This window comes from Mycobacterium cajalii (genome assembly GCF_045809005.2).
GTDB lineage: Bacteria > Actinomycetota > Actinomycetes > Mycobacteriales > Mycobacteriaceae > Mycobacterium.
Genome location: NZ_CM141436.1, coordinates 1,219,894 through 1,234,516 on the forward strand (window position 1 = coordinate 1,219,894; position 14,623 = coordinate 1,234,516).

Genomic DNA, 14,623 nt, shown 5'->3' on the forward strand with positions numbered 1-14,623 from the left:
AAATTGGCATACCATTTGCTTGAAAATCACGGAAATCAAATACCGAATGTGATCGGCGCCTCGGTCTGTGCCTACCACGGACAATCCGCGGCCGGATTGCTGACGGGCGCCGATCAGCGGCGGCAGGCTACGGAGCCTGAAGGCGGGGCGTCACAGCCCGAACAGGCCCGACTGCCCGTCCCCCGGGTTGAACCAGCCCGAGCTCGAGGCGCCCAGGTTCGCGAAGCCCGAACTGAGCCCGCTGCCGACGACGAAGAAGCCGGTGTTGCCGCCCGCGGCCCCGCCGCCCGCGTCTGCGACGCCGACGTTGTTGGACCCGGTGTTGAAGAAGCCGGTGTCGCCCCCTAACGATCCGTAGTTGAAGAAGCCGGTGTTCTCTCCTTGGGCGTTGGTGTTGAAGAAGCCGGTGTTCCACGTGTCCTGGCCCGGGAGGTCTGCCGAGTTGAAGAAGCCGGAGTTGAGGTTGCCGCCGGTGTTGAAGAAGCCCGACGTGCCGGTGCCGGTGTTGCCGAAGCCCGAGCTGGCCACCGATTGGGTGGCCGAACTGCCCACGCCGGTGTTCACGCTGCCCGCATCGAACAGGCCCGTGTTGGTGTTGCCCGAGTTCGCGATCCCGGTGTTGAAGTTGCCCGCGTTGTCGAAGCCGGTGTTCCAGTAGCCCGAGTTGAAGCTGCCCGTGTTACTGCCCCCCGAGTTGAAGCTGCCCGTGTTCCCATAACCCGCGTTCGCCACGCCCATGTCGTTGAAGCCCCCGTTCCCGAAGCCGACGTTCACGCCGTCGCCCGGTAATGCGTCGTAGCCCGCGTTGCCGATGCCGGTGTCGCCGCCGCCGGAGTTGCCGATGCCGGTGGCGATCTGGCCGGAGTTGAACAGGCCGGTGGCGGTGAGTCCGGAGTTGCCGATGCCGAAACTGCCGTTGCCGGAGTTGAAGAACCCGATGTCGTTGTTGCCGGAGTTGCCGAAGCCGATGTCGTTGCTGCCGGAGTTCAAGCCGCCGAAGCCGATCTGGTTGGTGCCGGTGAGCCCGAAGCCGATGTCGCCGGTGCCGCTGTTGCCGAAGCCGATGTTGCCGGCGCCGGTGTTGCCGAAGCCCCAGTTGTTGTTGCCGCTGTTGCCGAAGCCGATGTTGCCGAAGCCCGCGGTGCCCCCGATCCCGGAGTTGCCGGCGCCGATGTTGTAGTTGCCGACGTTGCCCAGGCCGAAGTTGTTGCTGCCGAGGTTGCCCAGGCCGATGTTGTAATTGCCCGCCGTGAGGGCCGGCCCGGCGTTGCCGAAGCCGATGTTGAAGTTGCCGAGGTTGCCGCCGCCGATGTTGAAACTCGACGTGACCCCGTAATACGAGCTGCCGTTGCCGAAGCCCAGGTTGGTGCTGCCGAAGTTGCCGGCGCCGAGGTTGTGGATGCCGATGTTGGCGCTGCCGAGGTTCTGGGTGCCGATGTTGGCGTTGCCCAGGTTCAGGCCGCCGAGGTTGCCGACGCCCAGGTTGACGTTGGGCAGGCTCAGCTGGGCCGTGGTGGTTTGCAGCGCGGTCTGCACCGACGACAACTGCGCGGCCGCGGCCGAGGCGCCGGCGTGATAGCCCGTCATGGCGGCGACGTCCTGGGCCCAGAACTGTTCGTAGTGGGCCTCCACGGCGGCGATCGCCGGGGCGTTCTGGCCGAACAGGTTCGAGGTCACCAGCGAGATCAGCTGGCCGCGATTGGCCGCGACCACGCCCGGGTGCACGGTCGCGGCGAACGCCGCCTCGAACGCCGAGGCCGCGGCCTGGGCCTGGGCGGCCGCCGACTGTGCGTGCGCGCCGGCGGCGCTGAGAAAGCCCGCATACGGTGTGGCCGCGGCCGCCATCGCCGTGGCGGCAGGACCCTGCCAGGCCTCACCCGTGAGCCTCGAGGTCACCGCGGAAAACGACGACGCCGCGGCCTGCAACTCGTCGGCCAGCCCAGTCCAGGCCGCCGCGGCCGCCAGCATCGGGCCGGACCCGGCGCCGCTGTAGAGCAGCGCGGAATTGATTTCGGGGGGACACACCAAGAAACTCATCGTTCACGGTCCCATCTCGGCGGGCCCGTGGTGGTGGCCGGCCGCCGTCACCGCCCCCGCGCCAACGTGACTCAGACAAAACGCCGATGTGACTCTAACGTCCGGGCACGCGCGCCGTCATTAGTTTCACGAACTATCACCGGGGTTTCTTCTGTGCGCCCCGCCATATGTGTCAGGATCTGCCACATGGGTTTTCGTTGCCGGCGCATCGTCGGTCCCATCGTCGGCCCGGCCGTCGCCGTCGTGGCAGCGGCCGTGACGTGCACGGGTGGCGCGCCGAGCGCACGGGCCGACGAGTGCGCCGACGTCCAGCTGATCTTCGCGCGCGGCACCGCCGAACCGCCCGGCCTGGGCGCCGAAGGAGAGGCGCTGCTGGCCGCCCTGCGGCCCGCGCTCGGCTCGCGCAGCGTCGACAGCTACGCGGTGAACTACCCGGCCAGCTACAACTTCCTGACCACCGCCGACGGCGCCAACGACGCCCGCGACCACATCGCCGAGATGACCGGCCAGTGCCCGTCGACCAAGCTGGTGCTCGGCGGCTTCTCGCAGGGCGCGTCCGCGGTCTCGATGCTGGCGGGGGTGCCACCCATCGGCCAGCGCATCGGCAACCTGGGATCGGCCCCCGCGCTGGATCCCGACCTGGCGAGCAAGGTGCGGGCGGTCGCGGTGTTCGGCAACCCCGGCAACCGCTTCGACACGCCCCTGTCGACCACGGGTGAGTTCGCCGGCCGCGCCATCGACCTGTGCAGCCCCGGCGATCCCGTCTGCGTCGTCGGCGGCCGCGACCGGGACGCGCACCACGACTACGCGGCGCCGCCCTACCCCGGTCAGGCGGCGGCGTTCATCGCCGGACTGGTCTAGGGGCCGCCGGAATGCGGCGGTGCGATACTGCGAGGATGCCCACCGCCACTTTGGACAGCGTCGAAGACGTCGTGCGGCGCCGGGGCGCCGACCTCGTCGAGCTGTCGCACTCCATCCACGCCGAGCCCGAGCTGGCGTTCGCCGAGCATCGCAGCTGCGCCAAGGCGCAGGCGCTGGTCGCCGAGCGCGGTTTCGAGATCACCGCACCCGCCGGTGGTTTGGACACCGCGTTTCGCGCCGACTTCGGCAGCGGCCCGCTGGTGGTCGGGGTGTGCGCGGAATACGACGCGCTGCCCGAGATCGGGCACGCCTGCGGCCACAACATCATCGCGGCGTCCGCGGTGGGCACCGCCCTGGCGCTGGCCGAGGTGGCCGACGAGCTCGGTTTGACGGTGGCGCTGCTGGGAACACCCGCCGAGGAGGCCGGTGGCGGCAAGGCGCTGCTGCTGGAGGCGGGGGTCTTCGACGACGTCGCGGTGGCGGTGATGGCACACCCCGGCCCGTCCGACATCGCCGCGGCGCGCTCGCTGGCGCTGTCCGAGGCGATCGTGCGCTACCGGGGCAAGGAGTCGCATGCCGCCGTCGCGCCCTACCTGGGGGTCAACGCCGCCGACGCGGTGACCGTCGCGCAGGTGGCCATCGGGGTGCTGCGCCAGCAGCTCGCCCCGGGCCAGCTCGTGCACGGCATCGTCACCGACGGCGGCCAGGCCGTCAACGTCATCCCGGGACGCGCGGCGATGCAGTACGCGATGCGCGCGGTCGAGTCGGAGTCGCTGCGGGAGCTGGAGGGCAGGATGTTCGCGTGCTTCGCCGCCGGTGCGCTGGCCACCGGATGCGAACACGAGATCGACCGGCCCGCACCGCCGTACGCCGAACTCAAACCCGACCACTGGCTGGCCGAGGTGTTCCGCGAGGAGATGCGCAGGCTCGGTCGCGAGCCGGTGGCCCCCGAGGTGGAGGCGGCGCTGCCGATGGGCAGCACCGACATGGGCAACGTGACGCAGGTGCTGCCGGGGATCCATCCGGTGATCGGCGTCGACGCCGGCGGTGCCACGGTGCACCAGCGCGCCTTCGCCGCGGCCGCCGCCGGGCCCAGCGCCGACCGCGCCGTCGTCGAGGCCGCGATCATGCTGGCGCGCAGCGTGGTCCGCCTGGCCGAGAGCTCCGCAGAACGCGACCGGGTGCTGGCGGCCCGAGAACGCCGGGCCGACTCATGAGAAGCCTGGGCGACGTCGCCGAGTCGTGGCTGGCCGGACACGCCGACGACCTGATCGGCTGGCGCCGGCACATCCACCGCCATCCGGAGCTGGGCCGTCAGGAGTACGCCACCACGCAGTTCGTCGCCGCACGGCTGGCCGAGGCGGGGCTGAACCCGAAGGTGCTGCCCGGGGGTACCGGGCTGACGTGCGACATCGGTCCCGAGCGCGAGCCGCGGATCGCGCTGCGGGCCGACATGGATGCGCTGCCCATGGCCGAGCGGACCGGGGCGCCGTACGCCTCGCGGATGCCCAACGTCGCGCACGCCTGCGGCCACGACGCGCACACCGCGATCCTGCTGGGCGCCGCGCAGGCGCTGGCGTCGGCGCCCGAGCTGCCGGTGGGCGTGCGGTTCATCTTCCAGGCCGCCGAGGAGCTGATGCCCGGCGGCGCCATCGACGCGATCGCGGCCGGGGTGCTGGCCGGCGTGACACGGATTTTCGCCCTGCACTGCGATCCCCACCTCGCGGTCGGCAAGGTCGCGGTGCGGCCGGGCCCCATCACGTCGGCGGCCGACTCGATCGAGATCACGCTGCATTCCCCGGGCGGGCACACGTCGCGTCCGCACCTGACCGCCGACCTGGTCTACGGGCTGGGCACCCTGATCACCGGCCTGCCCGGGGTGCTGTCGCGCCGCATCGACCCGCGCAACGGGACGGTGCTGGTGTGGGGCGCGGTCAACGCGGGCGTGGCCGCCAACGCCATCCCGCAGTCGGGGGTGCTGGCGGGCACCGTCCGCACGGCCAGCCGGCAGACGTGGGTGTCGCTCGAGGGGATCATCCGCGAGGCCGTCACCGCGATGCTGTCGCCGCTGGGGATCGAGCACACCATGCGCTACCACCGCGGTGTGCCGCCGGTGGTCAACGAGGAGATCGCCACGCACATCCTCACCCATGCGATCGAGGCCATCGGTCCCGACGTGCTGGCCGACACCCGCCAGTCCGGCGGGGGTGAGGACTTCTCCTGGTACCTCGAGGAGATCTCCGGCGCGATGGCGAGACTGGGCGTGTGGTCGGGCGAGGGCGCGCAACTGGACCTGCATCAGCCGACGTTCGACCTCGACGAGCGGGCCCTGGCGATCGGGGTGCGCCTGATGGTCCACATCATCGAGCAGGCCGCCCTTTTTTGATCGCGAGCGTGCGTGTTTGTACGGGGACACGCCGCTGCGGCCGGCATTCTGCGCACGCTCGCGCAGGTGAATTGTGGGCTGTCCGCGGCGCCCACACGATAGCGCGCATGCATGCAGGGCTCGAGCGGCTGCTCGATGCGCAAGGCGGGGTGGTGACATCCGCCCAGGCGCTGACCCACCTCAGCCGCCGAGGCCTGGAAGCGGACCTGAAATGCGGTGTTCTGCAGAAGATTTGGTACGGCGTCTACGGCCGGGGTGAGATAACCGACGCGCTGCGACTGAGGGCGCTGGATCTGGTCACCGGCGCGCAGGTCGCGGTATGCCTGAGCACCGCGGCGTCGATGCACGGCTTCGACACCGAATTGGATACGCACCTGCATGTGCTCAACCCGCCCGGGCAACAGTTGCGTCCCACCCGCGGCCTTTTCGTGCACCGTCGCGAGGGGGCGCCGCTCGTGGTCGTCGCCGGGCGCCCGGTCACCTCACCCGCGTGGACGGCGATCGAGGTGGCCCGGGCTCTACGCCGGCCGCGTGCGTTCGCGACGCTGGACGCCGCGCTGCGCAGCCGCACGTGCGCTCGCGAGGAGCTGGCGGCGGCGGTCGCGCGGCAGGCCGGCCGGCGGGGCATCGTGAGCACACGTGAGCTACTGGGCCTGGCCTCGCCGCTCGCGGAGTCTCCGATGGAGAGCGAGGCGCGGCTGGTCATGCTCGACGGCGGATTGCCGCCGCCGGTGCTGCAGTACGAGGTCACCGACCGGAGGGGGCGCACCTGGCGGCTCGACTTCGCCTGGCCGCAGCGGCGCGTCGGCGCGGAGTACGACGGCGTCGACTGGCACAGCGGACCCGACGCATTTCGCCGTGACCGGGAGCGCTCGGCCGCACTCCAAGAACTGGGGTGGTCGATCGTGCCCATCATCGCCACCGATGTCCGGCAACGGCCCGACGACCTGGTCCGCCGGCTCGACGCGCAGCTACGCAGGGCCGCGTGAGCGTGCGCAGAATGCCGGCCGGGACGGCGTGTCGCCGTGCAGACACGCACGCTCGCAAGCGGGAGGCGCCCCCAGCTCGCCGAGGACGGCTAAGTAGTCCCCGGGCCGATGTTGCGGGCCGGGCGGGTACGCAGGTCGTGCACGTAATCCGGTGGGGCTCCCGCGATTTCGGCGGCGTCGGCCATCACGCCCAGATATCGCGCCGACGGCAGGCCGCCCTCCCAGGCGTCGAGCACGTACAGCCATGCCAGCACCGGGTCGGTGTCGGTGTCCGACGCGATGCGCTCCACGCGGCACCGGATTTTCTTGTGGACGCCGAACTCGGAGCCCTCCCACCGGTCGAGGTTTCTCTCGTCCGCCGGTGTCATGTCGTAGAGGACGACGAACACGCGGGATCCGGGGTCCTCGACGACGGTGGCCAGCGCGCCCTCCCAGCCGATGTCCTCGCCGCCGAAGGTCAATCGCCACCCGTGCAGCCACCCCGTCCCGGCCATCGGCGAGTGCGGCGCGCGCTCCAGCATCTGCTCGGGATCCATGTTCGACCCGTAAGCGGCGTAGAGCGGCACGGGGAAAGCTTAAACGCCGGGGGTTGGCACGCCGTTAACCCGCGTGGTTTAGCCGCGCTGCGCAGTGCCCCGGATTCCGGCTAGGTTAGGGCTGTGGTGACCCGCATCGTGATCCTCGGTGGAGGCCCGGCCGGTTACGAAGCCGCGCTCGTCGCCGCCACGTCACACCCGGAGGCCCACGTCACCGTGATCGACTCCGAGGGCATCGGCGGGGCGGCGGTCCTGGACGACTGCGTGCCGTCCAAGACGTTCATCGCCTCGACCGGGCTGCGCACCGAGTTGCGCCGGGCCCCGCATCTGGGCTTCGACATCGACATCGAGGACGCCAAGATCTCGTTGCCGCAGATCCACGCCCGGGTGAAGGACCTGGCCGCGGCGCAGTCGGCCGACATCGCTACCCAGCTGTTGGGCACGGGGGTCCGCGTCGTCACCGGTCACGGCGAGCTGATCGACCCCACCCCCGGGCTGGCCTACCACCGCGTCCGGGCGACCGCTCCGGACGGCACCACCAGCGAGCACGAAGCCGAGGTGGTGCTGATCGCGACCGGGGCCAGCCCGCGGATCCTGCCGTCGGCCCAGCCCGACGGTGAGCGCATCCTGACCTGGCGCCAGCTCTACGACCTCGACGCGCTGCCCGAGCACCTCGTCGTGGTGGGCTCGGGGGTGACCGGCGCCGAGTTCGCCAACGCCTACACCGAGCTGGGCGTGCCGGTGACGGTGGTGGCCAGCCAGGACCGCGTGCTGCCCTACGAGGACGCCGACGCGGCGCTGGTCCTCGAGGACGAGTTCGCCGAACGGGGCGTGCAGCTGATCAAGAACGCCCGGGCCGAGTCGGTCACCCGCACCGGGACCGGGGTGCTGGTCACCCTCAAGGACGGCCGCACCGTCGAGGGCAGCCACGCGCTGATGACCATCGGGTCGGTCCCCAACACCGGCGGACTCGGCCTGGAACGGGTCGGCATCGAGCTGGGCCGCGGCGGCTACCTCACCGTCGACCGGGTGTCGCGGACGTCGGTGCCGGGCATCTACGCCGCCGGCGACTGCACCGGCCTGCTGCCGCTGGCCTCGGTCGCGGCCATGCAGGGGCGGATCGCGATGTATCACGCGCTCGGCGAGGGCGTCACCCCGATCCGGTTGCGCACGGTCGCGGCGACGATCTTCACCCGGCCCGAGATCGCCGCGGTCGGCGTGCCGCAGCGGATGATCGACGACGGTTCGGTGACCGCCCGCACCATCATGCTGCCGCTGCACACCAACGCCCGGGCGAAGATGTCGGGGCTGCAGAAAGGCTTCGTCAAGATCTTCTGCCGGCGTTCCACCGGCGTGGTGATCGGCGGGGTCGTGGTGGCGCCGATCGCCTCCGAGCTGATCCTGCCGATCGCCGTGGCGGTGACCAACCGCATCACGGTCAACGAGTTCGCGCAGACGCTCGCCGTCTACCCGTCGTTGTCCGGCTCGATCACCGAGGCCGCCCGCCGGCTGATGGCCCACGACGACCTGGACTAGAAGGCCGACTCGGCCGAGCCCGACGAACTAGCCTTTATCGAGGACACCTACCGACGAGTAACCGACAGGAGCCCCAGCCGTGAGTGATCCGTTGCGCCCGCCCGGCGAGCGCGGCTCGCCGGCGTCCGAGCTGGGACCGCGGCAGCGCGAGATCGCCTGGCAGCGGCTGGGCTCCGAGCAGTTCGACGTCGTGGTGATCGGCGGCGGCGTGGTGGGTTCCGGGTGCGCGCTGGACGCCGCCACCCGCGGGCTCAAGGTGGCGCAGGTGGAGGCGCGCGACTTCGCGTCCGGCACGTCGAGCCGCTCGTCGAAGATGTTCCACGGCGGGCTGCGCTACCTCGAGCAGCTGGAGTTCGGGCTGGTGCGCGAGGCGCTCTACGAGCGGGAGCTGGCGCTGACCACGCTGGCCCCGCACCTGGTCAAGCCGCTGCCGTTCCTGTTCCCGCTGACCAGCCGCTGGTGGGAGCGGCCCTACATCGCCGCGGGCATCTTCCTCTACGACCGGCTCGGCGGCGCGAAATCGGTTCCGGCGCAAAAGCATCTGACCCGCGCCGGGGCGCTGCGGCTGAGCCCCGGCCTGAAGCGCTGCTCGCTGATCGGGGGCATCCGCTACTACGACACCGTCGTCGACGACGCCCGGCACACCATGACCGTGGCCCGCACCGCCGCGCACTACGGGGCGGTGGTGCGCTGCTCCACCCAGGTGGTGGCGTTGCTGCGGGAGGGCGACCGGGTGACCGGCGTGCGGGTCCGCGACACCGAGGACGGCAGCACCACCGAGGTCCGCGGCCACGTCGTGATCAACGCCACCGGGGTGTGGACCGACGAGATCCAGGGCCTGTCCAAGCAGCGCGGGCGGTTCCAGGTGCGCGCGTCCAAGGGGGTGCACATCGTGGTGCCGCGCGACCGGATCGTCAGCGACGTCGCGATCATCCTGCGCACCGAGAAGTCGGTGATGTTCGTCATCCCGTGGGGCAACCACTGGATCATCGGCACCACCGACACCGACTGGGCCCTCGACCTCGCGCACCCGGCCGCCACCAAGGCCGACATCGACTACATCCTCGGCACCGTCAACACGGTGCTGGCCACCCCGCTCACGCACGCCGACATCGACGGCGTCTACGCCGGGCTGCGGCCGCTGCTGGCCGGCGAGAGCGAGGAGACCTCCAAGCTGTCCCGCGAGCACGCCGTGGCCGTGCCCGCGCCCGGGCTGGTGGCCATCGCCGGCGGCAAATACACCACCTACCGGGTGATGGCCGCCGACGCCGTCGACGCCGCGGTGCAGTTCGTGCCGGCCCGGGTGGCGCCCTCGATCACCGAGAAGGTCAGCCTGCTGGGCGCAGACGGCTACTTCGCGCTGGTCAACCAGGCCGAACACGTCGGCGCCCTGCGCGGCCTGCACCCGTACCGGGTGCGCCACCTGCTGGACCGCTACGGGTCGCTGATCGGTGACGTCCTGGACCTGGCCGCCGACGACCCCGGCCTGCTCGACCCGATCAAGGAGGCGGCGGGTTACCTGAGGGTCGAGGCCCGCTACGCCGTCACCGCCGAGGGGGCCCTGCATCTGGAGGACATCCTGACGCGCCGGATGCGGATCTCCATCGAATACGCGCACCGGGGCGTCGAGTGCGCCCGCGAGGTGGCCGACGTGGTGGCGCCGGTGCTGGGGTGGAGCGCCGAGGACGTCGAGCGCGAGGTCGCCAACTACGCGGCGCGGGTGGAGGCCGAGGTCCTGTCGCAGGCCCAGCCCGACGACGCCTCGGCCGACGAGTTGCGGGCCAGCGCCCCGGAGGCCCGCGCCGAGCTCCTCGAGCCGGTCCCGCTCAGTTGAGGTCCGCGTGAGGCCCGCGCCGCTGCCGGTGCGCGACGGGCTGGGCCCGGCCCGGGTGCGGCTGCGCGGCGGCCCGGTGCTGGCCGAGCTGGCCGAGCGGTTCGGCGAGCCGGCCCGCGCGAAGGTGCTCTCCGGCGAGGTCGTCGACGCCGACGGCGTGGCGGTCGACGCGGCCACCGTGCTGCCGTGCGGGGCCAGCGTCTACCTCTACCGCGAGCTGCCCGACGAGGTCGCGGTGCCCTTCGAGATCCCGGTGCTGTACCGCGACGCCGACCTCGTCGTCGTCGACAAGCCGCATTTCCTGGCCACGATGCCGCGGGGACGGCACGTCGCGCAGACCGCGCTGGTGCGGCTGCGCCGGGAGCTGGGCCTGCCCGAGCTCAGCCCCGCTCATCGCCTGGACCGGTTGACCGCCGGCGTTCTGCTGTTCACCGCGCGACGCGAGCTGCGCGGCGCCTACCAGTCGCTGTTCGCCCGCGGCCTGGTGCGCAAGACCTACCTGGCGCGCGCGGCCGTCGATCCGGCGCTGGAGCTGCCGCGCGTGGTCCGCAACCGGATCGTCAAGCGGCGGGGGCGGCTGCAGGCGTTCTGCGAGCCCGGCGTCCCCAACGCCGAGACGCTGGTGGAGCTGGTGTCCGACGGCCGCTACCGGCTGACGCCGCGCACCGGGCGGACCCACCAGCTGCGGGTGCACATGGCGTCGCTGGGGATTCCGATCCTGGGAGATCCGTTGTATCCGGACGTCGTCGACGTCGCTCCCGACGACTTCAGCGCGCCGCTGGCGTTGCTGGCGCAGCGCATCGAGTTCGACGACCCGCTGACCGGCGTGCGCCGCGAGTTCGTCAGCGGCCGGGGGTTGCCGTCGGGTTGATCGCGGTCGCCCGGTGCCGGCCGCGCGAGTCGTGGGGCGCGAACGGCACGCGATCGGGTAGCCACCGGCCCATGGATGCCATGGATGCCATGGATGCCATGGACGTCGCCGTCACCTTCGTGGGCAACGCCACCACGCTGATCTCGGCCGGCGGCGTGACGTTGCTGACCGACCCGAACTTCCTGCACCGCGGCCAGCACGCCTACCCCGGATACGGGCTGGTGTCCAAGCGGCTGAAGGAACCGGCGCTGGGCATCGACGAGCTCCCGCCGGTCGACGCCGTCGTGCTGTCGCACCTGCACGGCGACCACTGGGACCGCGTCGCGCAGCACGGACTCGACCACGAGCTCCCGGTGGTCACCACCCCGGATGCGGCAAAACGGTTGCGTCACCGCGGTTTCGGCCGCGCGCACGGCCTGTCGACGTGGCAACACCACACCATCGCCAAGGCCGACACCACGGTCCGGATCACGTCGCTGCCGGGCCGGCACGCGCCGGTGTGGGCCCGGCGGCTGCTGCCCACGGTGATGGCAGCATGCTGGGATTCGACTCCGCCGGCCGGTCGCCGCGGCGCCGGCTCTACGTCTCCGGCGACACCCTGCTCGTCGAGGAACTCGACGACATCCCGGCGCGGTTCGACCCGGTCGACGTGGGCGTGCTGCACCTGGGCGGCACCCGGTTGCCGGCGGGGCGGCGGCTGCCCTTCGGCCTGACCGTCACCATGGACGGTCGCCAGGGCGCGGAACTGGTGTCCAGGCTGAAGCTGCCGAAGGTGATCCCGGTCCACTTCGACGACTACGGGGTCTTCGCGTCGCCGCTGGCCGACTTCACCCGCGAGATGGTGCGCCGCGGCATGGCCGACCGGATCGTCGAGTTGGGCCGCGGCGCCTCGGTAACCGTCTAAACTGGCCTGACCTGCGTCGGCCGCCCGCCGGCAAAGGGGGCCAACGGCCGCTGTGGTCCGGGACCTATGCCCCTCGGCCCGCACGTTCCGGCCGGTTAGCGTGATCGGCATAGCGCTCGTCGCGTCTTAACGGGGAAGGACGCCAATATGTCGAATTCCTTACCGCCATCGGAAATCCTGGCCGTCGCGAGCGGGCACGTGCGGGTGCGCGCTACCGTACCCTGGGCCCGACGCCAGACGTTCGCGCCCTCGTTCCACCGGTTTGCCCAGCAATTCAGCGCCGTGTTGCAGAATCTTCCCCAGCACAGTCAACGAGAGATGCCATGGATGTCCTAGCGCCCCCAGAGGTCACCTCCGCGCTCATCTACTCCGGGCCCGGAGCGGCTTCGCTGACAGACGCCGCCGCCGCGTGGCAGCGGCTGGCCGTCGAACTGGAGAACTCGGCCGCGGTCTACACCTCGGTGTTGTCGTCGCTGATCGAGTCCTGGGACGGCGCCTCCTCGGCCGCGATGGCCCAGGCCGTCCACCCCTTCCTGCTCTGGTTGCGCGCCACGGCGCAGCAATCCCAGCAGGTGGGGCTTTCCGCGGAGGCCGCCGCGGCGGCCTTCACCGTCGTCCACTCGACCGTCGTCCCGCCCGCGCAGGTCGCCGCCAACCGGACGCGGCTGGCGCAGCTGCTGGCCACCAACCGGTTCGGAAGCAACACGGCCGCGATCGCCGAGACCGAGGGCCAGTACCAGGCGATGTGGGCCAACAACTCGGCGGCGCTGACCCGCTACCTGACGGCATCGGCGCAGGCCACCGCGCTGCCGCAGTTCTCCTCGCCGGTGACGATCGCCAGCCCGACGGCCGCGGCCGCCCAGGCCGGCGTCGTGCCGACGGCGAGCACCGGCAACGCCGCCTCGGTGCTGTCGTCGCTGTTCGGCACGGGCTCCGGGGGCGTGGTCAACAACGGCTGGTTCCAGCTGGCCAACACCTGGGGCAACCAGTTCATCTCCTCCGGCTTCCCGGTCAACCTGCTCGGCGTGGGGGCGCAGGTCGCGACCGCCCAGGGTGTGCAGTCGGTGGGCGGCGAGGTCGGCCAGGGCCTGGCCGAGGGGGAGGCCGCGCTGGGCGCATCGGCGGTGGAATTCGGCAACGCGCTCAAGGCCGTCGGGTCGGCCGCGTCGGCGCCCACGGCGGCGATGGGCGTCGGGGTCACGGTGGGCAAGCTGACCGCCCCGCCCGCGGTGGTGGGGCTGTTGCCCGCCGCGCAGTCGCCGGTGCAACTCGCGGCCGCGGCCTCGCCGCTCGGCGCGGGGGAGGGCGGGCTGTCCGCGCTGCCGTTGATGCCGATGATGGTGCCGCCGCCGGTCTCCGCGGGCAGCGGCTGGCGCAAGCGGAAGCAGCAGAAGCTCGAGGACCTCGACTACGGTGTCGAGGCCCCGAAACGGGTGATCCATCGGCCGCCGAGCGGGGGATGAGAGCCGACGATGTTACCCCAGGACAGCGAGATGTCCTGTCGTGCAACGCATGCGCGAATCCAGTAGGTAAGCCGCCATGGATTTTGGGATGCTGCCCCCCGAGGTCATCTCGGCGCTGATCCACGCGGGACCCGGATCCGGGTCCCTGCTCGCGGCCGCCTCCGCCTGGCACCAGCTGGGCCTGGAGCTCGACGAATCCGTGCGCAGCCACGCCGCGGTGCTGACATCGCTGGGCGGGACCTGGCACGGTCCGTCCGCGGCGGCGATGGCGAGCGCCGCCGAACCCTACCTGGACTGGCTGGCCGTGACCGCGCAGCAGTGCCAGCAGGTCGGCGCGTCGGTGCACGCGGTCGTCGCGGCGTTCGAGCTGACGCACTTCGCGGTCGTGCACCCGTCCGTGGTCCTCGCCAACCGGACGCGGCTGGCGTTCCTGCTGGCCACCAACTTCTTCGGGATCAACCTCCCGGCGATCGCCGAGACCGAGGCCGAATACCAGGCGATGTGGGCGAACAACTCGGCGGCGATTTATCGCTACGCCGCGTCCTCGGCGAGTGCGGTTGTGCCGGTGCAGTTCTCGGCGCCGCCGCCGATCGCCAACCCGGCCGCGCTGGTGACCCCCGCCGGTGTGGCTCCCGCCGCCACCGCCGACCTGTTCACGTCGGTGCCGGCCGCCGCCGGCTCCGGCGCCCTGATCGACAACCCCTGGTTTCTGTTGGCCAACGACTGGCTGAACCAGGGCATCGCGGCGGGCGGATATCCGGTCAACATCCTGGCGGTGCTGGCGCAGCTGGCCACCGCCGGCGGGTTCCAGGCGTTGGGCGGCGACATCGGGGCCGGCCTGTCGCAGACCGCGGCGGACTTCGCGGCGATGGAATCCCGGCTGGCCGGCGCGCTCGGCGCCGCCGGGCCCTCGTGGGCGCCCTCGGGGTCGATGGGCACCGGGATCCTGGTGGGCAAGCTGACGGCGCCGCCCTCGGTGGTGGGGTTGCTGCCGGCCGCGGAGTCGCCGGTGCGGCTCGCGTCCGCGGCGTCCCCGCTGTCCCCCGAGCTGTCCCGGCCGCCGATCACGATGCCCCCGCTGGGCGCGTCGCCGGCCGCCTCGTCGGGCGATCGCCGGCGCACCGGCCGCGACTACGACGACATCGAACTCGGCAAGGAGCTGCTGGGCACGGTCATGCAGCGGCCGCCGTCGGCGGGATGACGCCC

Annotated in this window: 10 protein-coding genes and 2 pseudogenes; 10 read left to right on the forward strand and 2 right to left on the reverse strand. The window is 71.7% G+C overall.

Annotated elements, in window-relative coordinates; translation table 11 throughout:
* Positions 1 to 150 precede the first annotated feature (150 nt).
* Positions 151 to 2,037: a PPE family protein gene (locus ACJ512_RS05890; protein WP_407685817.1), complete on the reverse strand. Its 1,887-nt coding sequence runs from the start codon at positions 2,035 to 2,037 to the stop codon at positions 151 to 153.
* A gap of 207 nt (positions 2,038 to 2,244) precedes the next feature.
* On the opposite strand from ACJ512_RS05890, the gene ACJ512_RS05895 reads away from it, so the two are divergent.
* The 4 genes from ACJ512_RS05895 to ACJ512_RS05910 all read left to right on the forward strand — a co-directional run bounded on the left by ACJ512_RS05895 (position 2,245) and on the right by ACJ512_RS05910 (position 6,273).
* The gene (locus tag ACJ512_RS05895; protein WP_407685854.1) at positions 2,245 to 2,898 is read left to right on the forward strand and encodes a cutinase family protein; all 654 of its coding nucleotides are present in this window, start codon (positions 2,245 to 2,247) and stop codon (positions 2,896 to 2,898) included.
* Between the two features lie 35 nt (positions 2,899 to 2,933).
* A complete protein-coding gene (locus ACJ512_RS05900; protein WP_407685816.1) occupies positions 2,934 to 4,115 on the forward strand; it encodes a M20 family metallopeptidase in 1,182 nt (393 codons plus the stop codon).
* Complete coding sequence (locus ACJ512_RS05905) at positions 4,112 to 5,284, forward strand: M20 family metallopeptidase (RefSeq protein ID WP_407685815.1); 1,173 nt, start codon at positions 4,112 to 4,114, stop codon at positions 5,282 to 5,284. The genes ACJ512_RS05900 and ACJ512_RS05905 overlap by 4 nt, the downstream gene beginning before the upstream one ends.
* A 107-nt stretch (positions 5,285 to 5,391) precedes the next feature.
* Positions 5,392 to 6,273, forward strand: a complete 882-nt coding sequence (locus ACJ512_RS05910) for an endonuclease domain-containing protein (protein ID WP_407685814.1) — start codon at positions 5,392 to 5,394, stop codon at positions 6,271 to 6,273.
* Between the two features lie 89 nt (positions 6,274 to 6,362).
* On the opposite strand, the gene ACJ512_RS05915 is transcribed toward ACJ512_RS05910, so the two are convergent.
* Positions 6,363 to 6,839 (reverse strand): gamma-glutamylcyclotransferase, encoded by a 477-nt coding sequence (locus tag ACJ512_RS05915; protein ID WP_407685813.1) that lies wholly within the window; start codon positions 6,837 to 6,839, stop codon positions 6,363 to 6,365.
* A gap of 93 nt (positions 6,840 to 6,932) precedes the next feature.
* On the opposite strand from ACJ512_RS05915, the pseudogene ACJ512_RS05920 reads away from it, so the two are divergent.
* The 6 genes and pseudogenes from ACJ512_RS05920 (at position 6,933) to ACJ512_RS05945 (ending at position 14,618) form a co-directional block, all read left to right on the forward strand.
* Positions 6,933 to 8,428 (forward strand): annotated as a pseudogene (locus ACJ512_RS05920) (NAD(P)H-quinone dehydrogenase).
* Complete coding sequence (locus tag ACJ512_RS05925) at positions 8,425 to 10,179, forward strand: glycerol-3-phosphate dehydrogenase/oxidase (RefSeq protein ID WP_407685812.1); 1,755 nt, start codon at positions 8,425 to 8,427, stop codon at positions 10,177 to 10,179. Before ACJ512_RS05920 ends, ACJ512_RS05925 begins: the two are co-directional and overlap by 4 nt.
* A gap of 7 nt (positions 10,180 to 10,186) precedes the next feature.
* A complete protein-coding gene (locus ACJ512_RS05930; protein ID WP_407685811.1) occupies positions 10,187 to 11,050 on the forward strand; it encodes a pseudouridine synthase in 864 nt (287 codons plus the stop codon).
* A 98-nt stretch (positions 11,051 to 11,148) separates the two neighbouring features.
* Positions 11,149 to 11,954, forward strand: a pseudogene (locus ACJ512_RS05935) (MBL fold metallo-hydrolase).
* A 323-nt stretch (positions 11,955 to 12,277) separates the two neighbouring features.
* Positions 12,278 to 13,417: a PPE family protein gene (locus ACJ512_RS05940; RefSeq protein ID WP_407685810.1), complete on the forward strand. Its 1,140-nt coding sequence runs from the start codon at positions 12,278 to 12,280 to the stop codon at positions 13,415 to 13,417.
* Between the two features lie 76 nt (positions 13,418 to 13,493).
* Positions 13,494 to 14,618: a PPE family protein gene (locus tag ACJ512_RS05945; RefSeq protein ID WP_407685809.1), complete on the forward strand. Its 1,125-nt coding sequence runs from the start codon at positions 13,494 to 13,496 to the stop codon at positions 14,616 to 14,618.
* Positions 14,619 to 14,623 lie beyond the last annotated feature (5 nt).